The 18,919-nt window shown below is 48.1% G+C and carries 18 protein-coding genes; 5 read left to right on the top strand and 13 right to left on the bottom strand.

Features of this window, described 5'->3' with window-relative positions:
- Window positions 1-25: 25 nt before the first annotated feature.
- The 6 genes from panP to mpl form a co-directional block, all read right to left on the bottom strand.
- Window positions 26-1,678, bottom strand: coding sequence for a pyridoxal-dependent aspartate 1-decarboxylase PanP (panP, locus tag A10D4_RS00090; RefSeq protein WP_008486929.1), 1,653 nt, complete (start codon window positions 1,676-1,678; stop codon window positions 26-28).
- 82 nt (window positions 1,679-1,760) lie between these two features.
- Window positions 1,761-2,465 carry a tRNA (guanine(46)-N(7))-methyltransferase TrmB gene (gene trmB, locus A10D4_RS00085; protein WP_008486928.1) on the bottom strand — a complete coding sequence of 235 codons (705 nt, stop codon included), beginning with the start codon at window positions 2,463-2,465 and terminating at the stop codon, window positions 1,761-1,763.
- A complete protein-coding gene (locus A10D4_RS00080; protein ID WP_008486927.1) occupies window positions 2,462-3,235 on the bottom strand; it encodes an ABC transporter permease in 774 nt (257 codons plus the stop codon). The genes trmB and A10D4_RS00080 overlap by 4 nt, the downstream gene beginning before the upstream one ends.
- 15 nt (window positions 3,236-3,250) lie before the next feature.
- Window positions 3,251-4,168 carry an ABC transporter ATP-binding protein gene (locus A10D4_RS00075; RefSeq protein WP_008486925.1) on the bottom strand — a complete coding sequence of 306 codons (918 nt, stop codon included), beginning with the start codon at window positions 4,166-4,168 and terminating at the stop codon, window positions 3,251-3,253.
- A complete protein-coding gene (locus A10D4_RS00070; protein ID WP_008486924.1) occupies window positions 4,165-4,797 on the bottom strand; it encodes a flavin prenyltransferase UbiX in 633 nt (210 codons plus the stop codon). Before A10D4_RS00070 ends, A10D4_RS00075 begins: the two co-directional genes overlap by 4 nt.
- Window positions 4,798-4,827: 30 nt before the next feature.
- Window positions 4,828-6,204, bottom strand: a complete 1,377-nt coding sequence (mpl, locus tag A10D4_RS00065; RefSeq protein ID WP_008486923.1) for a UDP-N-acetylmuramate:L-alanyl-gamma-D-glutamyl-meso-diaminopimelate ligase — start codon at window positions 6,202-6,204, stop codon at window positions 4,828-4,830.
- Window positions 6,205-6,348: 144 nt separating this feature from the next.
- Here mpl and A10D4_RS00060 point away from each other — a divergent pair, with 144 nt between their 5' ends.
- The 5 genes from A10D4_RS00060 to A10D4_RS00040 all read left to right on the top strand — a co-directional run bounded on the left by A10D4_RS00060 (window position 6,349) and on the right by A10D4_RS00040 (window position 10,519).
- Window positions 6,349-7,314, top strand: coding sequence for a class 1 fructose-bisphosphatase (locus A10D4_RS00060; protein WP_008486922.1), 966 nt, complete (start codon window positions 6,349-6,351; stop codon window positions 7,312-7,314).
- Between the two features lie 124 nt (window positions 7,315-7,438).
- A complete protein-coding gene (gene ppa / locus A10D4_RS00055; protein ID WP_008486920.1) occupies window positions 7,439-7,966 on the top strand; it encodes an inorganic diphosphatase in 528 nt (175 codons plus the stop codon).
- Window positions 7,967-8,056: 90 nt separating this feature from the next.
- Window positions 8,057-8,767: an ABC transporter ATP-binding protein gene (locus tag A10D4_RS00050; RefSeq protein WP_008486919.1), complete on the top strand. Its 711-nt coding sequence runs from the start codon at window positions 8,057-8,059 to the stop codon at window positions 8,765-8,767.
- Entirely contained in the window at window positions 8,760-10,043 is a 1,284-nt protein-coding gene (locus A10D4_RS14430) for an ABC transporter permease (protein WP_008486918.1), read from the top strand. The genes A10D4_RS00050 and A10D4_RS14430 overlap by 8 nt, the downstream gene beginning before the upstream one ends.
- Window positions 10,040-10,519, top strand: a complete 480-nt coding sequence (locus tag A10D4_RS00040; RefSeq protein WP_008486917.1) for a DUF3299 domain-containing protein — start codon at window positions 10,040-10,042, stop codon at window positions 10,517-10,519. Before A10D4_RS14430 ends, A10D4_RS00040 begins: the two co-directional genes overlap by 4 nt.
- Here the strand turns inward: A10D4_RS00040 and A10D4_RS00035 are convergent.
- From A10D4_RS00035 to A10D4_RS00005, 7 genes are all read right to left on the bottom strand, one after another.
- Window positions 10,516-12,729, bottom strand: coding sequence for a GGDEF/EAL domain-containing response regulator (locus A10D4_RS00035; protein WP_008486916.1), 2,214 nt, complete (start codon window positions 12,727-12,729; stop codon window positions 10,516-10,518). The two genes, A10D4_RS00040 and A10D4_RS00035, sit on opposite strands and share 4 nt — an antisense overlap.
- 126 nt (window positions 12,730-12,855) lie before the next feature.
- Window positions 12,856-13,620 carry a TIGR04219 family outer membrane beta-barrel protein gene (locus A10D4_RS00030; protein ID WP_008486915.1) on the bottom strand — a complete coding sequence of 255 codons (765 nt, stop codon included), beginning with the start codon at window positions 13,618-13,620 and terminating at the stop codon, window positions 12,856-12,858.
- 25 nt (window positions 13,621-13,645) lie between these two features.
- Window positions 13,646-14,596, bottom strand: coding sequence for a DUF2333 family protein (locus tag A10D4_RS00025; RefSeq protein ID WP_008486914.1), 951 nt, complete (start codon window positions 14,594-14,596; stop codon window positions 13,646-13,648).
- Window positions 14,597-14,635: 39 nt separating this feature from the next.
- Window positions 14,636-15,034, bottom strand: a complete 399-nt coding sequence (locus A10D4_RS00020) for a copper chaperone PCu(A)C (RefSeq protein WP_192811491.1) — start codon at window positions 15,032-15,034, stop codon at window positions 14,636-14,638.
- 61 nt (window positions 15,035-15,095) lie between these two features.
- Window positions 15,096-15,407, bottom strand: a complete 312-nt coding sequence (locus A10D4_RS00015) for a hypothetical protein (RefSeq protein ID WP_008486912.1) — start codon at window positions 15,405-15,407, stop codon at window positions 15,096-15,098.
- A 10-nt stretch (window positions 15,408-15,417) separates the two neighbouring features.
- Window positions 15,418-16,092, bottom strand: a complete 675-nt coding sequence (gene pspA, locus A10D4_RS00010) for a phage shock protein PspA (protein ID WP_008486910.1) — start codon at window positions 16,090-16,092, stop codon at window positions 15,418-15,420.
- A 254-nt stretch (window positions 16,093-16,346) separates the two neighbouring features.
- Window positions 16,347-18,755, bottom strand: coding sequence for a TonB-dependent receptor plug domain-containing protein (locus tag A10D4_RS00005; protein ID WP_008486909.1), 2,409 nt, complete (start codon window positions 18,753-18,755; stop codon window positions 16,347-16,349).
- Between the last annotated feature and the right edge of the window lie 164 nt (window positions 18,756-18,919).

Genomic DNA, 18,919 nt, shown 5'->3' with positions numbered 1-18,919 from the left:
TAGATTAAGCCGCAGCCCGCCTGAGTTAGTGCGGCTCTAATAATCCCAGCTCACGCAGTTCGGTACGCAAGGCGCCCAGTAAGCTCGTCGCCTTCTGCGCGATTTTGCGTTGCTCTGCTAGCACATCGGCCAACATCTCGGCGGTGGTTAATGGATTTGCTAACACCACTCGAAATACGACAGTCGGCTCACGGTGGTATTGTGGTGGTGTCAGCTTGGTGCGCGACACAAATGACTGACCGTTTTCGCGCTGACGCTTCTGGATGTAACGGGTTAACGCATTAAGATGCGGCGTTAGTCGCTGCACTTGTTCGGCATTGGCTTGCGTCAACGCCTGCTTAACCCGCGCTGGCACATAGCGATAGGTCAGCAAGCATAGTTCTGGTTCGGAGATGACTTCGAAATCGTCTTGCTCGCGGATCAAGTCGGCAAAATAGCGTGCCTTCTCCAAGCTATTATCAATTAACATCTGATAGCCACGGCGACCAATAATGTGTAATGCCGAGTAGACTAACATCGCCATCCCCGGGCGTGAGCCTTCCATGGTCAACGAGCCCAAGTCTTTTGAACCTTGTCGGATAATGTACTCGGCGTGATGTTCGATCGCTCTGACCATGGCTGGATCACGGAATAGCACCATACCAGCGCCCATGGGTACGTACATTTGTTTGTGCGCGTCGATGGTCACACTGTCGGCACGCTCAATACCCTGCAACAAATGACGATGGCTATTCGACAGCAAGGTTGCACCACCCCAAGCGGCGTCCACATGAAAGTGAGCCTGATAAGCCTCAGCGATATCGGCTAACTCATCCAGCGGGTCGATGTGCCCAGTTTCGGTGGTGCCAGCAACACCGATAATCGCCATCACTTTACCGCCCTCATCGTTGATGCGCTGGCAGGCTTGACGCAATAAATCGGGACGAATGCGATTATTATCGTCGGTTGGTATGGCGACTAAGTTTTTACGGCCAATCCCTAACACGTCTGCGGCTTTCCCCAAACTATAATGTCCGCGTTCGGAAATCATGATAGTTAAACGCTTGTAGCCATAATGCTGTAAACCGGCGGCCAAGCCCTCATTAGCGATACCGGTAAATTCACCATCGGCTTTTAATAAGCGGTTACGCGCTATCCACAGCGCGGTCATATTGGCGATGGTGCCACCCGAGCAAAAAGCGCCTAAAGCATGTTGCGCGCTATGCATCCAACGCTGATAAAAGGCTTCATTTTCGCCATACACGAGGTGGTGTAGCATACCGATGACATTACGCTCTAATGGCGTAAAGGCTTTAGATGTTTCGATTTTTACAAGGTTCTGATTCAACCCCACCATCAGCTTAGCCAATGGCAATAAAAAGTAAGGTAATGCCGATGTCATATGGCCGATAAAGCGTGGCGACGAGGTATGCACTGAATGAGCGACCAACTTGTCCAATAAGAACTCGGTGTGATCCGAGACAAATTGAGGCAATTCCGGTAGCTGGCTGGCTTGAAAGTCTTTCTCGATGTCTTGCAGCGGCTTTTCACGAGTCACAATATGCTCGCCCAAAAATCCCATTAGATTTTCGGAAAGATGCTTTTCAATTTTTCCGAGGGTTGAATCGGGCGCTTCTGGGATCGTAAAAATACGATATAGCGCCTCTTGATTCACCTCGGCATATTGCGGGTCGTCCACTCGTGCTTCCTCAGACTGGTTCGCGCCAGAGTCAGAAATAGTTATCTTAATGGTTTATTTTAGCATTGCCTGTCGGCTAGGGTCATTCACAATTCACCGCCGCCAAAAAGCCACCGTCGTCGGCCAATTTAGCCTTCAGCTGCCATAACTGTTGGCCGCTTTGCTGATATTTACGCTCAAATGGGGTCATCGGCTGATGCTGAGACAGCAATGGCTGCAGGCTCGCCTGACAATCGGTTAACGCCAGTGCTGCTGCAACTTCGGTTAAATAAATACTCCAGTTCGAGCGCATCTCTAACTCACCGCCCAAGGCCAGAATATAGGGCCAAATCGGGCTACCATGCCAGCGTCGACGAAAATGGCTCGCTTTAGGCCATGGGTTAGGATACAGAATCGTATGCTTCTGTAATTGCCATTGCGCCGCCACCGCCAATCGCCAAAAATCGTTAAGGTCGGCGCGTACCAGTAAGTAGCGCTGTCCAGCATCAGCGGTTTGATAGCTGGCGTGACGGGCAAGCCGATGCGACGACTTGTCGACACCAATCACTAACGCCTCGGGATGTTGCTCAGCTAGCGCCGCGGTACTCTCACCGACGCCGCAGCAGGCATCCAAAATTAATGGCCCAGCCCACTGCTCAACCTGCGTTTGCACTTGTTCAAATGCTTCGCGGTTATGCGCTTGCAGGGGTTTCTGAAACGGGCTGCGTAAATGCCGCAGCACCACTTCAGCTAAATCGTCGTGATTCCCCTGCTGGTTGGTGCTGACCGGCTTGGCGGCGACCTTCACGAACGAATACCTACGCCACGCTGCAACAATTGGTAAGCAACGCCATAAAACACCAGTGTGAAGATCACTAATACGCCAATCGCGACGCCGATGTTAACGTCGGAAACACCTAAGAAACCGAAGCGGAAAGCGTTAACCATATATAAGATAGGATTCACCATCGACACTTTTTGCCAAATATCTGGCAACAACGAAACCGAATAAAATACCCCGCCTAAATAGGTCATCGGTGTCAGCACAAAGGTGGGTACGATGGATATGTCATCAAAGGTTTTTGCGTAGACGGCGTTAATTAACCCGCCTAGACAAAAAATCATTGAGGTTAAGATAACCGTTAACACGATGATGCCGACATGCGCAAAGCGTACGTCGACAAATAAAAATGACACCAAGGTAACAATACAAGCGACCATTAGCGCGCGCGCCATGCCGCCACCGACATAGCCCATAATGATGGTATTGGTCGATACCGGCGATACTAACATTTCTTCGATATTGCGTTGAAACTTGGAACTAAAAAATGACGAGGCAACGTTCGAATAGGAGTTGGTAATGACCGACATCATGATCAAGCCAGGCACGATAAACTCCATGTAAGTGAAGCCACCCATTTGCCCAATACGATCACCGACGATGCTACCGAAAATGACGAAATATAACGTCATCGTGATGGCAGGTGGAACGAGTGTTTGTACCCAAATGCGTAAGAAGCGCGTGCACTCCTTAATCCAAATGGTTTTTAATGCGATAAAACCGGTTGAGTTAAACATGCTGCAATAAACTCCTTACTTACGCCCTTTTTCGACCAAATCCACGAACAACTCTTCTAAACGGTTCGCTTTATTTCGCATCGATATCACCTGACAGCCATGCGCCGTCAACTGCTCAAACACTTTATTTAGACCGGCACTTTTGTCGACGTCAACTTCGAGGGTAAAGTCGTCGCTCCAGCGATAATTAAAGCCCGCTAGCTGAAGGTCTGGCTGAGCCTGTTCTACGTCAAAGATGAAGGTTTCGGTGTTAAGCGTGGATAACAGCTTTTTCATCGAGGTATTCTCGACAATCTGACCGGCGTCGATAATACCGATGTTACGGCATAAGTGTTCGGCTTCTTCCAAATAATGAGTGGTCAAGATGATGGTGATACCTTGCTGATTGATCTGTTGCAGGTAGTCCCACATCGACCGACGCAGTTCGATATCAACCCCAGCCGTAGGTTCATCCAAAATCAATAAACGCGGTTCGTGTAACAGCGCTCGCGCGATCATTAAGCGGCGCTTCATGCCACCAGATAGCGCCCGAGCCGGTTGGTCTCGTTTGTCCCACAAGCCTAACTGGGTGAGGTATTTTTCGGCGCGCTGATAAGCGACCTCGCGTGACACACCATAATAACCCGCCTGATTGACGACGATTTGCTTCACTTTTTCGAACTGGCTGAAATTAAACTCCTGCGGAACTAGGCCGATTTGTCGTTTAAGCTCAGTCAGCTGAGTGTCTAAGTCGTAACCAAAGACCTTCACTTCACCAGCCGTTTTATTGACTAACGATGAAATAATACCGATGGTGGTCGACTTACCCGCACCATTAGGGCCTAACAGGGCATAAAAATCGCCCTCTTCGACTTCTAAATCAAGCCCTTTAAGGGCCTCGAAACCACCTTTATAAACCTTCCGTAACCCTTTAATTGATAAAGCTTTTGTCATTGCTTTGGATGCTCCTTAGCGTATCCCCAACGAGACTGTAATTGATGTGGAATGCGTAAATGGTCCAAAATTCTAGCAACCATAAAATCCACGAGGTCCGCGATACTTTGTGGCTGATGGTAAAAGCCCGGTGCAGCCGGCATAATTGTCACGCCAGCCTGTGCCAAGGTCAGCATATTTTGCAGATGTATCGCAGAAAATGGCGTTTCCCGCGGCACCAATATTAATTGCCCACGTTCTTTAATGACCACATCGGCCGCACGTTCGATCAAATTATCACTGTTGCCATGTGCGATGGCGGCTAAACTACCGGTAGAACAGGGACAAACCACCATCCGCCGGGGCGCCGCCGAACCCGATGCAACCGGCGAGAACCAATCATTCTTGCCATAAACCTTAAGTTGCTCAGGCGAGGTCTGAAAGTGTCGCTGCAGTTGTTCGGCTAACGCCTCGGGCGCCGCCGCCAGTTGCAATTGCTGTTCGGTGGCAAACACCACTCTTGCGGCACTGGACATCAGCACATGCACTTGCTGTTGCTGCGCCAGTAAGCATTCTAACAAACGTAACGCATAGGGTGCACCCGAAGCGCCGGTAATCGCTAATGTGATACGGTTATCGTCATTATTCATCAGATTTCTCTTGGTTGCAGAGTGCTGGCGTTAAGCCGTTGTGCGGCGGTTATCAGCGCGCTGCCTCAACCACTCAACTAGACGTTGGTGAAAACCATCAAAGCCACCGTTACTCATGATCAGAACATGGTCACCGGCGCGTATCTGAGCCGTGACTTGCTGCAGTAGCTCAGTGCTATTAGTGGCAACCTGAGCCGCACCGATAGTATCAGCAACCGACCAACTCAACTGTGGGCTTTGTAATACAAACAGCTGATCGGCAGCGTCTAAAGCCTGACTTAGCTGTGCCGCATGGACACCCGCTTTCATGGTATTCGAGCGTGGTTCTAGCACCGCTAGAATACGAGCATCACCGACGTGCGCGCGCAAACCAGCCAGAGTTGTCGCGATGGCCGTTGGGTGATGGGCAAAATCATCATAAACACGCACGTTATCAATGTCGGCTAGTAACTCTAAGCGGCGCTTCGTATTTTTAAACTGTGCCAACGCTCGACAGCTATCAGCGGCGGCTATTCCCGCATGTTGTGCGGCGGCGATGGCCATCAAAGCATTATAAACGTTGTGCAGGCCGAGCAGTGACCAACTCACGTCAGCTTGGTATTGATTACGCCAGTAGACCTGAAAACGACTACCGTCGGCGGCAATATTACGTGCCTGCCATTCGCTCTCCTGCTGCTGCCCACCAACACTCACTTGTTCACTCCAGCAGCCACGCTCAAGCACCGCTTGTAAATTTGCGTCGTCAGCAGCGTAGAGAACTTGTCCATAACCGGGTACGACCCTGAGTAAATGCTCAAATTGCCGTTGAATCGCTGCCAAATCCGGAAAAATATCAGCGTGGTCGAACTCTAAGTTATTTAAGATTAAAGTCGATGGGCAGTAATGTACGAACTTAGACCGTTTATCGAAAAAGGCAGTGTCATACTCATCCGCTTCGATAACAAAAAAGTCACTCTCGCCCAAGCGTGCTGACTGCGCGAAATTGGCTAGCACTCCGCCCACTAAAAAGCCCGGCTTTAAGCCCCCAGCTTCGAGCAGCCAAGCTAACATACTTGCCGTTGTCGTTTTACCGTGAGTACCAGCGACCGCCAAAACCCAACGCTGTTGCAAGACATGATCATGCAACCATTGCGCCCCAGACTGATAAGGAATGCGCTGATTTAATACCGCCTCCACCGCTGCGTTGCCGCGGCTTAAGGCGTTGCCAATGATGACTAAATCGGGAGTAGGTGATAATTGCTTGGCATCATAGCCTTCGATGAGCTCAATCCCCAACTGCTGCAATTGCTCGCTCATGGGAGGATAAACCTGTTGGTCAGAACCCGTCACCCGGTGTCCGAGTGCCTTGGCTAGCGCCGCGATACCGCCCATGAAGGTGCCACAAATGCCTAAAATATGTATATGCATAAATTATCCAAGCTGCAAAATAAGCGCGCCCTGTTATTCCGCCATTGTAACACGCAAGGTCGGTAACACAGGCATTTTGCTCTAAAATACGGTAAACTTGCCGGCGCATTTTTCATCTATCGCGACAGAAACAAGAGGCTACGTATGCAACGCTTGATCCCTGCCTTACGCCAACAGCACGTAAGTGAAGGTTTGATCTCAGTTCTTCACACCCTACAGACTGCCAGTAAAGAGATTTCGTTCCGTTTACACCAAGGCGCATTAGCCGGTGTATTGGGCTCAACACTGGATGAAAATATTCAGGGTGAAACTCAGAAAAAATTGGATGTCTTGGCCAATCAGTTGCTCAAAGATATGTTGCTGGATTGTCCCCATGTGGCGGCGGTCGCCTCTGAAGAAGAAGATAGCTATGTAGTCGGCGCCGCCGACGGTGACTATCTGGTCGCTTTTGATCCACTAGATGGCTCGTCCAATATCGACATTAATGGTCTCGTTGGAACCATCTTTTCGGTGCTAAAAAAACCAGCCGATAGCGATGCCGCCAACATGTTCTTGCAGCCCGGTGATGCCCAAGTCGCAGCGGGATATATGCTTTATGGCCCTGCCACGATGTTGGTATTGACCACCGGTCAGGGGGTCGATATGTATACCCTTGATCAAACTGTTGGTGAATACTTACAAACTCGCAGCCAGATTGAAATTCCGGCCGAAACCAGTGAGTTTGCCATTAATATGTCAAATCAACGCCATTGGCAGCCAGCGATGCAACGCTATATCGGCGACTTACTAGCGGGCAAACAAGGTCCCTGCGAAAAAGATTATAATATGCGCTGGATCGCAGCGATGGTTGGCGATGTGCACCGGGTACTTAGCCGTGGCGGTTTATTTACTTACCCCTGGGATGCCCGTAAAACCGACAAGCCGTATAAGTTACGCCTGCTTTACGAAGCCAATCCAATGAGCTTCTTAGTCGAGCAAGCCGGTGGCTTAGCCAGCGATGGCGAACAACGCATTATGGCCATTCAGCCGCACGATATTCACCAACGCGTTGGTGTCATCTTGGGCTCGCGTAGCGAGGTGCAACGTTGTTTAGATTATCATCAAGATTAACGGAAAATAACGCCATTTATTCGCCTTTTGTCGGGGTTCGCAGCGGCGCCGCATAAGGGTATACTACGCGCCAGCCTATGCGCGACGTTTTCACAGATTGATGTATTAATAAAAGGATCTCACCATGAGTCTTAGTCATGTCCCGGCAGGCGACAAACTGCCAGAAGAAGTAAATGTGGTGATCGAAATCCCAGCCAACGCGGATCCGATCAAGTACGAAGTCGACAAAGATACCGGTACGCTTTGGGTTGACCGTTTTATGTCAACGCCGATGTTTTATCCCTGCAACTACGGCTTTGTTAACCAAACCCTGTCGTTAGATGGCGACCCGGTGGATGTGTTAGTGCCGACTCCATATCCTCTACAGGCTGGTTCTGTTATCCGCTGTCGTCCCGTCGGTGTATTAAAAATGACCGATGAGTCGGGCGAAGACGCTAAAGTTATTGCGGTTCCAGTCAGCAAACTCAGTAAAGAGTACGATCATATTCAAGACGTCGACGACCTGCCTGAGTTGTTAAAAGCGCAAATCACTCACTTTTTTGAGCGTTATAAAGAACTCGAAAAAGGTAAATGGGTGAAAGTTGACGGTTGGGCCGATGCCGCCGCCGCCAAAGACGAAATCAAAACCTCTTTCGAGCGCGCTAAAAAATAATTAATTTTTGCTGCACTCTCGAACTTCACTAGTCTAACTGTTATAACAGTACACTTACTGTCAGCAACTGTTAGGCTAGTGAGCTTTTTTATGACCATCCCGTCATCATCTTGCGTTGCTATTCGCAATTTATCTTTCGCTTGGCCCGGCCAAGCCGCGGTACTGGAGATTCCCGAGTTAACCATCGCCAACGGTGAGCACGTCATTGTGCGTGGTGCTAGTGGTTCGGGTAAGTCCACGTTATTGTCGCTACTGGCGGGTATTAATACGCCGCAACAAGGTCAGCTACAGGTCCTTGGACATGCCTTTGAAAAACTCAGCGGCAGTCAGCGCGACCGTGTCCGTGCCGATGATATTGGCTATATTTTTCAGCAGTTCAATCTGCTGCCCTATTTAACCGCCGTCGATAATGTGCTGCTGGCCTGCCAATTTTCGGCGAAACGTCGGCAACGCTTGCGTCAAGCGGGGCAATCACCACGCCAACGAGCCACTGAATTATTGCAGCATTTGGGTTTAGATAAGCAGCAACAAACGCAACCGGCGCATCAACTCAGTGTCGGTCAACAGCAACGGGTTGCTGCAGCTCGCGCCTTACTAGGCCAACCAGCCTTGCTGATTGCTGACGAGCCGACCTCGGCTCTCGACAGTGATCGTCGTGACGAATTTATTCAGTTGCTGTTCCGCGAATGTCAGGCACAACAAACTAGCTTAATCTTTGTCACTCATGACGATAGCTTGGTTAGCCATTTTCCACGCCATATTGAGCTAACTCAGCTGCAAGCGGAGGTTAACCATGCTTAAGCTTGCCCTAGCTAGCTTACAGAACCGTCGCGCCAGCGCGTTATTGACATTACTTGCCATCGCCGTAAGCGTGGCACTGCTATTGGCGGTCGAACGTGTCCGCGATCAAGTTCAAGATAACTTTGCCAATACCGTGTCGGGCACCGACTTGATCGTCGGTGCCCGCACCGGCCAAACCCAGTTGCTGTTAGCGTCGGTATTTCATATCGGTGCATTGAGTAATAACCTCAGTTGGGACAGTTATGAGGCGTGGCGTGAACGTCCTGAAATCGCCTGGAGTATCCCGCTGTCGCTAGGCGATAGTGTGCGCGGCTTACCGGTTGTAGCAACCACTGACGCCTTTTTTACGCATTTTCAATATGGTTTAAAACGTTCGCTGGAATTACAGCAAGGACAGTGGTTCGCGGCTAACGACCAGGTTGTCCTCGGTGCCGATGCTGCCAAACAATTGGGCTTAAAGATGGGAGACGATTTAGTCGTCGCACATGGTGCGGGTGGCATTAGTTTTTCCGAACACGACGAACACCCTTTTCACGTTAGCGGCGTGTTGGCATTTACCGGCACACCAGTCGATCAGGCGGTATACGTGTCCTTGAGCGGTATGGGCTTAATTCATGGTGATCTTGCCGATAATGGTGATGAGCATGAGCACGCCACGCACGACGAACACGAACACGAACACGAACACGAACATCATCATGCTGCCATGCAGGATGGTCATGTCACGTCGATCAGTGCTGCTTTGTTCGGTTTAAAGGTCAAACCGCTAGCCATTCGCTTACAGCGTGAAATCAACAACTACGATGCCGAACCGCTCAGCGCCATCATGCCAGGTCTAACCTTGCAACAACTGTGGAAAACGTTGAATATCTTTGAACGCGCGTTAACCGCCGTATCGGCAATGGTGGTGGTCACCGGTTTGCTGGGCATGCTCACCACATTGCTCGCTAGTTTGCGTGAGCGGCGCCGTGAAATGGCGGTTTTAAGAGCCGTCGGAGCACGTCCTGCCCATGTGTTTACATTATTGGTCAGTGAAGCGGTGCTATTAACAGTGCTGGGCTGCTTTGCTGGATTAGTGATACTCTATGCCAGTATCGGCTTACTCGGCGGCTGGATCCATAGTCAAACCGGCATGATGCTGAGCCTGAGCTGGCCCACAGTGGCTGAGTGGTATCGCTTAGCGTTAGTTGTCGCTGCTGGCTTTATTTTAAGTTTGGTGCCCGCTTGGCGTGCCTATAAGAATTCATTAGCAGACGGATTATCGGTGAAATTATGAAGTATCTATTAACCGCCATATTGGCCTTGTTTAGCCTATCCGCCATGGCCGAGCCCGAGCTGGTAGCTTGGAAAGATTTAGTACCAGAAGGGTTCACGCCACCGCCGGTGCGCTCACAACAGTATTATGATGAGAATCCAGACGAAGCGCGACAGCTCAATTTAGATGCGCCGGTGGTGCAATCCTTTGATGGAAAGTCGGTACGTATTCCCGGCTATATCGTGCAGTTAGAGGGCGATGCCGATAAAGTCACCGAGTTTTTGTTAGTCCCCTATTTTGGCGCTTGTATTCATGTGCCACCACCCCCGCCAAACCAAATCATCCACGTAAAATTTGCTGAGGGTGAGGGCGTTCCCTATGAGCTTACCTACGATGCAGTTTGGATTGAAGGTACTATGCACGTTGAACGTTACGAGGGCGACTTAGCCGTAGTCGGCTATACCATGGACGCCAATAAGGTCGAGTCTTACTACTAATGTGTAGACGACTGTCTGTTGTGAATAAACTTCATTAACTGCTCGGCCGGTAACGGCCGGGCAAAATAATAGCCCTGCACTTCAGCGCATTTCAGCTGTTGAAAATAAGCTACCTGCCACGCTTCTTCGACACCTTCAGCCAAAATACTCAAGCCTAATTTATGCCCCATTTCAACAATGGTTTCGATAATCACTTTACCGTTTTGACGATTAGCATTTTTGACAAACGAACGATCAATTTTCAGGCGATCAATAGGCAAGCTCTGCAGATAACTTAAGGAAGAAAACCCTACACCAAAGTCGTCAATGGCAATGCGAATGCCGCTTTGTTTAAGCGCCTTAAGAATCTCAGCGGCGTGCTCTGGCTCGTCCATAACAATACTTTCGGTGATTTCTAACTCAAGTCGCTCAGCTGGAATATGGTGAGTAGTCAATACTTGCTGTAAACGCTCAGCAAAATCCCATTGACGAATTTGCGGTACCGAGACATTAATAGCAACTCGCAAATTCCCTAACCCAGCCTGGTCAAATCGGCGAATTTCCTCGCATGCTTGCTTTAATACCCATTCCCCAATTTCAACAATCAGCCCAGAGTATTCCGCCAACGGAATGAACACCGCTGGCGAAATGAAGCTGCCATCGTCTTGCGGCCATCGTAATAAAGCTTCAACACCAATCACCTTACCACTCTTTAAGCAAATTTGCGGTTGATACCAAATGGTCAGTTTATCGGCATGAAAGTCTGCTCGTAAACGTCGAATCAATTCTAGTCGTTGCTGCGTTTCTGTCTCCATTTGCGGACAGAATGTCTGGCAACGTATCGAAGCGTGACGTTTTGCGTGCCGCAATGCAATAAAGCAATACTTGAACAACTCCATTGCTTCTTCCGCAGCTAACGTGCTACTCATACCAATATGAATATTTAGCAAAATACTATGTTCGCTAACGGCAAACGGCTGGCGGAAAATATCGAATAGGAAATCAGCAGACAATAATGATTGCTGACCAATCAAGCCAAATACATCGGCGCCAACGCGCGCCAGAAACACACCATCATGTATACGTTCTTGTAAACGTCTTGCGACAGCAACTAATACCTCGTTGCCAATATCTGCTCCAAGTCCATCATTAATATCTGAAAAGTGGTTGATATCAATAATCACCGCCAACTGTCCTTGTGTGTGCTGCCGCTTTTCGCCCAGCATGCGAATAAACTCAACACGATTGGCTAAGCCAGTTAAGCGGTCGAGGTAGGCAGTGGTACGTAAATCTTCAAATAATTTGGCATTCTCAAAGCCGATTGAAATATTGGCTAAAAAGACGTTAATTAAGTCCCGGTTAATATCACTAATTTCTTGTTTAGTTTCTAAATATGCTGCAATTTGAAATCGATTACCTTTAATATAAAACACCGTGGCGTCGGCCAAATAAAGGTGCTCTCGTCTTGCGATGCAGTTAAAGATAGCGCTTTTTATATCATCGTCATCTAACTGCGTTAACGGTCTATTAATAGCACGAGCAAAGCGGCCAGCCGCTCCCAGTACGATAACTTCTGGCTCATGGCCGCCACCGCTGCGAACCCCCAGCATGCCATCCGCAGGCAACCCTAGTAATGAGGCAATTTGTGTGACTACGCCCTCGGCAAAATTCGCCATCGAATGGCGCTCCATCAGGTTTGCCGCGGATGCTATCACTTGTCGAAGGCCAATACGGCTAGCATTAATGGTGCGGATCTGCTGGTAAGAACGAATAGCGGTGTAAACTGTTGTTAATAAACGCGCTCGAGTTAGCTCGGTTTTCGTGCGGTAATCGTTAATATCGTAATCACGGATAACGCGCTCTTCCGGTGCCGTTCCGGGCTGACCGGTGCGTAATACAATGCGCACCTCGTGATTGTTAAGCTCGTGCCTAATAGCAGCTGCTATCCGCAGACCCGCATCATCTCGCTCCATAACCACATCCAGCAAGATCATGGCGATATCGTCACGATCACTTAATAACGCAATGGCTTGCTCGGCGTTATAAGCGCTGTGGAATTGCAGTGAACGACCGCTCACCACAACATCGGCTAAGGCCAGTCTGGTTATCGTATGAATTTCAGCATCGTCGTCGACGATTAAGATGTGCCAAAAGTCATTGGTCGGTGATACATCTGGAGTTGTTGTATCTTCAGCAAAGATTAATAACTCCTCACTCGCAATTTTGCCCATGCTTAGATCCTGCGATCATAAAAATCACAATTTAATAACAATTCAGTTTAGAGTCTGAATAGGCATGAAGCAAATTCAACAAAATAAAAAACCGGCAAAAATGCCGGTTTTTTTATCTACATTTAGTTAAAAGTGAACTTCAATACCAGCAAACCAACCTTTGAAGTTGATATCGGTATTGATATTATCCAAATCGTCTAATGCTAACTTCATATCACGGTAACCCGCCTGCAAATTAACGTCGACCGTAATATTATCTATTAGCCGATACTCAATACCGGCTTGAATATCGCGAGCGTCGCTATCTTTAAATGATAAGTAATTAGCATCAGCAAAAAGTGTTATCGGTGTTGTGGGTATGCCGACCCGCACTTGTGTATAAAGCATCGGCAGAATACCCGAGAACTGTTGCGTAATAGGAGCCGCGTCTTGACCCGTATAGCTACTGGTATGGCCATCTAAATCGCGCGCCGTTAAGCCAAAGTCAACACTCACTAAATCGTTATCTAAGATTTCGTAATAAAACGTATAATCAATAAAATCGACGTCAAAGCCGACATTGGCTGTACTACCTTGCGGGTATTCGACACCGCCATATTGCCATGTGCCTTGCTCGACCTGAATGTCGCTCTTGGTACTCATATCAAACGAACTGATTTTGATATTGGGTAACAACGGCAGCGGATGTTCGAGCGCTATATAAAAGCTGCTGGGCTGATCGTCGCTAAAATCAAAATGGGTGACACCATTGCTTTGACCGAGTTCGCCGTCAACCGATAAGTCGTGATAACGGGCGCCGGCGTAGATACCTAGTACGCTATCAGCCTGACTAGAAAAACTAACTCCTAACATTGCCAATAAACTACAGGCAGTTAACACACCTTTTTTCATACATCTTCCTTTTAACATCTATAAATCAGCCTTGCGCTAACAAGTCTCGTAAATCAATCAACGCTGCGTCGGCACGACTGATAAAGTTAGCCATCACCAACGAATGATTAGCCATAAAGCCAAACCCCGAACCATTTAAAATCATCGGACTCCAAATACTCGCTTGGGTCGCTTCTAACTCGCGGATAATTTGGCGCAAGCTAACCATGGCATTTTTATCCTCTAACACCGCAGCGAAATCATGCTCAATGGCTCGTAGAAAGTGTAATAGCGCCCATGTTGCACCGCGTGCCTCGTAGAAGATGTCATCAATTTGCCACCAACTCGTCGGCGCCATCGATTGCTCACCAGCAATGCTGACATCGGCGCGGGCGACACTCGCACTGAGTCGCTGCGAGAGCGAGCCTAGACGCTTATCGACCTCGGTTAGCCACGCCCGTAGATTATCTGCTCGAGCAAAAAACTGAGCGCTATAATCGGCGCCGTCAGCCAAACCTAACCGATAAGCTCGAAGCTGTTTAATGGCTTCGCGATACTCGCTTTCAGCACTCGGCATTAACCAACTGGTATGGTCAATATTTAAAGCTGGCTGCGCCACCGTTAACTGCGTATTCTGAATCGACTGTGATTGCGAACGGCTAAACTCGCGCCGCATGGCTAAGGCTAGATCACGCGACATTTCCAACGCGCCAAATTCAAATGCCGGCATGTTGTCCATAAAAATGAAGGGTGGCATAACATCATTCGCAATAAAACCACCGGGCTTATCCAATAACGTTTCCATCACGCCGATGAGGGCGGTAGTCGTCACATACCCTGAAACTAACTGTGATTGCTCGGTATTAGCGTCGGCTTGAGCGCGCTCAACGACATTAAAAACCTCAGGCTCGCGGCTAAAATACCAACTCAGTAACCAAGCCAAGAGCAATAGGCCAATAGCAGCAGCAATCAGCCAACGCCAGTTCAAATGCTTCATTATTAACTACCTTGTTTGCTTATCTGCAGAACTGACTCTTTATATAGCTTTAACGCGAGCCTGAAACTGCTGTTCCGAACCATCTTCAAAGCGTAGCGTGAAGTTAACCTGCTCACCAACCCGTAATTGTGGATTCAGTTTGAATAACATGAAATGCAAACCACCAGGGTTAAAGCTTGCGGTTTCTCCGGGAGCAATACGCAGCTCTGGCAAGTGTACCATTTTCATCATACCTTGCTGCATTTGATGCTCATGAATTTCGGTACGCTCGGCTGCGTTGCTAGAAACCCCGGTTATCACCACGGTTTGTTCAGAATCATTATGTAATGATGCATAAGCGGCGCCATTATCGCTGCCCGGAATTGGTTGTTTTAACCACGCGTTATTGATAGTCAGTTCTGCTGCAAAAGCCGATGGCAGAGCCAAAAGCCCTGCCATTAAAACGATCCATGCGCGCATTTTCGAGTTCCTTACTATGAGATGTAACTTTCAACTAAGTTTACACGGCTCTTGGTTTTTTGCGCACCAATAAATAAACAACGAAAATAGCTAACAAAATTGGCCAAAAAACCGTTAAACCCCCTAACAAAAGAGCGCCTACTGCCATCAATATGGCGAAAAACACGCTCCCAAAAATAGCCATGACCACAAAAAATACCAAGGCCGCGACAGCCAATAACACCACACCGCTAATGGTAAAGCTCAAAATTCCACCAACGACACTACCGGCTAAAGCTAAAATGTTATCGCCAAAGCATAGCAATAAAACAACCGCTGCCAAGATCCACCAAATACTGTTATCGCGTTTCATAGCTATCTCCTTACTGCGCTGACGATGATTGACGCTGTGCTTTTAGCGCCGCCAATTCATTATCAAGCTGCTCTTGCTGTTGTAATGCTTGAAATTCAGCTTGCAAGTTATGCTGCTTAGTAGTCAGATCATAGGCCTCTAGTTCAGCCTCTAAACTATCGATTTTATGCTCGTAGCGCTCAAACTTTTGTAATGCCTGATCGACCTGTTCAGCATGCGACTGTTGGCGCACTTTTAAGCGAATATCGGCACTACCGTGACGACGCTCAGCTTGCTGTTGACGTTGCTTAGCTTCGCTTAGTTTCTGCTGAATACGGCCGATATCATCTTGCAGTTTGTCTAAGTCTTGCTGAACTTGGGCGAGCGCTGATTGCAGCGGCTGTCGCTGTTGCTCAGCCTCAAGCTTCTGCTGTAACGCCGCGCGCGCTAAATCTTCGCGATCATGATCCAATGCTTGTTGTGCTTTAGTTTGCCATTGTTGGCTTTGCGCCGTCAGTGCGTCAATTTGTCGCTGTAAACGTTTTTTCTCGGCAATATGAGAAGCCGCGACACCACGCAGTTCAACCAGTGTTTCTTGCATTTCTTGCACGATCAACCGAATCATTTTTTCAGGGTCTTCGGCCTTGTCCAGTAGTGCGTTCAAGTTGGCATTCACAATATCAGTTAAGCGTGTAAACATACCCATGATTCTCTCCTTTAATTATCGTCATCAAGTGCTGCTCAGCTCTGTTTAAATGAGTATCACCTGTGGTGGTCAACCGACTTAGAAGTAGTCAACTTAACGAAGATCAATCAAAGGTCATGCCACTATTTTAATTTCCTTATTTTTCAAATGATTAATAATAATCTTTGAAGAAGACAATAAAAAAGGCTGCATCAGGATGCAGCCTTTTTAACCAACTATTAGCGATTTTGACGATTAACTTATCGGCTGTCGCTTTAGAAGCTGTAACTCAACTCGGTAAAGTAATAGCCACCGTTAAAGCCCGTTGGTGAGTTGGTTAACGGATATTGGAAAATGCCATTAAAGCGATTACCTTCACTGCGTTTGTCCGGATATTCGTCGAATAAGTTCTGCGCACCAATTTTCAGACTTAACTGGTCGCTAAAGTGATACGATACCGCCACATCAGTAATCAACTCTGCGCCGTAGGTTTCAATACCCGAGCCATAATAAATTTTATAATCACCAAAGTAACTTAGCTGCAAGTGGCTCTCCCAAGCACCGACACGGTGAGTAAAGCCTAACGAACCACTATTTTTGGGTACGTAGTCGGTCATCCGTAACTGTTCTTGTTCATCAAACAGCTGCGCTTCTAAACCATCAAGCAGCGGCGGTAAATTAATGGCATCAATTTCAGTATCATTATAGCCATAAGCAAACTGTGCTTTTAAATCACCATAACGACCTAAATCGAATGTCTGTGCCGCCACCACATCAACCCCTTGCGTAGTCGTATCGACAGCATTAACGAAGAAACGTGCGTTTTCGGCACTGGTTCCAGCCAACGCGTCAGCAACGGCTTGCGAATCTTCTGGAGAGACGTCACCAGACAGTATAATGCGATCATCAATTTTAATCTGATAGGCATCGACGGTTAACGTAAAACCGTTATCACCTTGCCAAACAACGCCTAAACTGGCCGAAGTTGACTCTTCTGGCTGTAACCGTCCAATCTGCAAGGCTTGCGCAACGTCGCTAATATTATTGAATGTACCTGATTGCTCTGGCACCAGTTCACCATTACGGTCGACGAACAAGGTCGAGATGTTGGTAAAGTAAAGCTGTTGTACACTTGGCGCACGGAAACCGGTGTTAACCGCACCGCGAATAGCAAACTGATCGGTCAAGTCATAGCGCCCGCTAAGCTTCCAACTGGTGTTATTACCAAAGTCAGAATAATCTTCGTAGCGAACCGCAGCTCCCCACTTAAAGTCGAGCGTAAGCTGGTTTTCTAGCTCGACATAAACGCCAGTATTGTGACGTGATTCATCTACCTCAGAGTCCGGACTAAAGCCAGTAAAGCCTTGGCTTCCTGCCGGTCTATCCTGATAACTGCCGTTGATATATGAAGCTTCATCTCCGGCTTCGACAGCATAACTATTACGTCGATAGCTAATACCCATTGCCAGCGACAAATCTGAGTTATTAATAAATGGGATGAAACGTTGTGCGTCGATAGTCGCGTTAGTTTCTTCGTTCTTTAACGTACCAGCGTCAAACTCGGTTGGTGTTAAGTCAGGGCCTAAGGAGGCATTCAACGAGTTCTCGACGTTATATTGAAACTCACTTTTACCGTAACCGGCGCTGGCATCAATGTTCCACTCGCCGATGGCCCATTTATAGCCGACATAGGCTGACTGGTCGTTTACGTCAGGCGCTAAAATCGGTAGAAAGCCATCCGGATAAATTTCAGTCAAGGTATTGCTTTGAATTGCGCGACGATAAAATGCGCCTGATTTAGATGTACGGTCGCTATAACCAGCAAAAGCATACAACTCACCGTCGCCAAGTTGATAATTTAAGTTACCGAATAGGGCGGCATTTTCGTAAGCGGCATCACCAACGTGGAAACTTTTACGATTAAAGGTTTGCTCACGAGGATCGGGATCGCCATTCTCCAACAAGGGATATTGTTGACGTGTGTCGTAGCCAGCACGGTTAGTGCGATTTTTATGATGATATTCGGCAGACAGCGTTAGGGCGCCTTGGCCTGCCAAATCAAAACCGGTGCTGCCCGACAGCTTATATTGTTCACCATCACCGTAGTATGTTTGTCCTGCCTGCACATTCAAATCGCCGCCACTGGCGTTGTCTTTTAAAACAATATTGATGACGCCGGCAATGGCATCTGAACCATATAGCGCTGCAGCGCCGTCGCGTAAAACCTCAATGCGTTTGATCGCAGCAATAGGAATGGCGTTCAAATCAACGTTAGAACTACCGCGACCGGTAGTGCCACTTAAGTGAACTAAAGCACTGCTATGGCGCCGTTTACCGTTGATTAATACTAAAGTGTGGTCCGGTGATAAGCCGCGCAGCGAGGCTGGGCGTACCGCATCGGTACCATCGGTAACCGATGACGACGGAAAATTAAAACTCGGGACAGCATACTGCAATGCTTTGGCGGTTTCGGTAATACCCGTCGCAGCCAATGTTTCGGCGCTGATGATATCAACCGGCGTAGCGCTATCGGTTTCGGTTCGTAGGCTTAACCGAGACCCAACGACCTGAATCGTCTCTACGTTATTCGTTGCTTGCTGTTGTGTGTTCTGCTGTTGTGCAAAAACAAGGTTTGGTGCCACCAAGCTGGAACCGATGGCTGCTGCTAATAACGTAATTCTCACTGTGCTCTCCATAACGTGACGGGGTTTAACCTATTGTTAGTCAGTTAATTTTAGCACCGAGATCTAGTTTTGCTTTAAATTGATTGTCTCTTTCATATAACAAATAGCAATAGACAAAAAAAAACCTATAAAACAGACATAAAAAAGCCCCTGCTGGTATTCAG

The sequence above is a fragment of the Idiomarina xiamenensis 10-D-4 genome (assembly GCF_000299895.1).
Lineage (GTDB): Bacteria > Pseudomonadota > Gammaproteobacteria > Enterobacterales > Alteromonadaceae > Idiomarina > Idiomarina xiamenensis.
This window is presented reverse-complemented; position numbering and strand designations above follow the sequence as displayed.

Bases quoted from the DNA above. Each gene is read 5' to 3' on its own strand.
- A10D4_RS00025 (WP_008486914.1), bottom strand. From the start codon at position 14,596: ATGAAGCATTTGAACTGGCGTTGGCTGATTGCTGCTGCTATTGGCCTA.
- A10D4_RS00035 (WP_008486916.1), bottom strand. From the start codon at position 12,729: ATGGGCAAAATTGCGAGTGAGGAGTTATTAATCTTTGCTGAAGATACA.
- ppa (WP_008486920.1), top strand. From the start codon at position 7,439: ATGAGTCTTAGTCATGTCCCGGCAGGCGACAAACTGCCAGAAGAAGTA.
- A10D4_RS00080 (WP_008486927.1), bottom strand. From the start codon at position 3,235: ATGTTTAACTCAACCGGTTTTATCGCATTAAAAACCATTTGGATTAAG.
- A10D4_RS00075 (WP_008486925.1), bottom strand. From the start codon at position 4,168: ATGACAAAAGCTTTATCAATTAAAGGGTTACGGAAGGTTTATAAAGGT.
- A10D4_RS00040 (WP_008486917.1), top strand. From the start codon at position 10,040: ATGAAGTATCTATTAACCGCCATATTGGCCTTGTTTAGCCTATCCGCC.
- mpl (WP_008486923.1), bottom strand. From the start codon at position 6,204: ATGCATATACATATTTTAGGCATTTGTGGCACCTTCATGGGCGGTATC.
- A10D4_RS00020 (WP_192811491.1), bottom strand. From the start codon at position 15,034: ATGGCAGGGCTTTTGGCTCTGCCATCGGCTTTTGCAGCAGAACTGACT.
- A10D4_RS00015 (WP_008486912.1), bottom strand. From the start codon at position 15,407: ATGAAACGCGATAACAGTATTTGGTGGATCTTGGCAGCGGTTGTTTTA.
- A10D4_RS00070 (WP_008486924.1), bottom strand. From the start codon at position 4,797: ATGAATAATGACGATAACCGTATCACATTAGCGATTACCGGCGCTTCG.
- A10D4_RS14430 (WP_008486918.1), top strand. From the start codon at position 8,760: ATGCTTAAGCTTGCCCTAGCTAGCTTACAGAACCGTCGCGCCAGCGCG.
- A10D4_RS00030 (WP_008486915.1), bottom strand. From the start codon at position 13,620: ATGAAAAAAGGTGTGTTAACTGCCTGTAGTTTATTGGCAATGTTAGGA.
- pspA (WP_008486910.1), bottom strand. From the start codon at position 16,092: ATGGGTATGTTTACACGCTTAACTGATATTGTGAATGCCAACTTGAAC.
- A10D4_RS00060 (WP_008486922.1), top strand. From the start codon at position 6,349: ATGCAACGCTTGATCCCTGCCTTACGCCAACAGCACGTAAGTGAAGGT.
- A10D4_RS00050 (WP_008486919.1), top strand. From the start codon at position 8,057: ATGACCATCCCGTCATCATCTTGCGTTGCTATTCGCAATTTATCTTTC.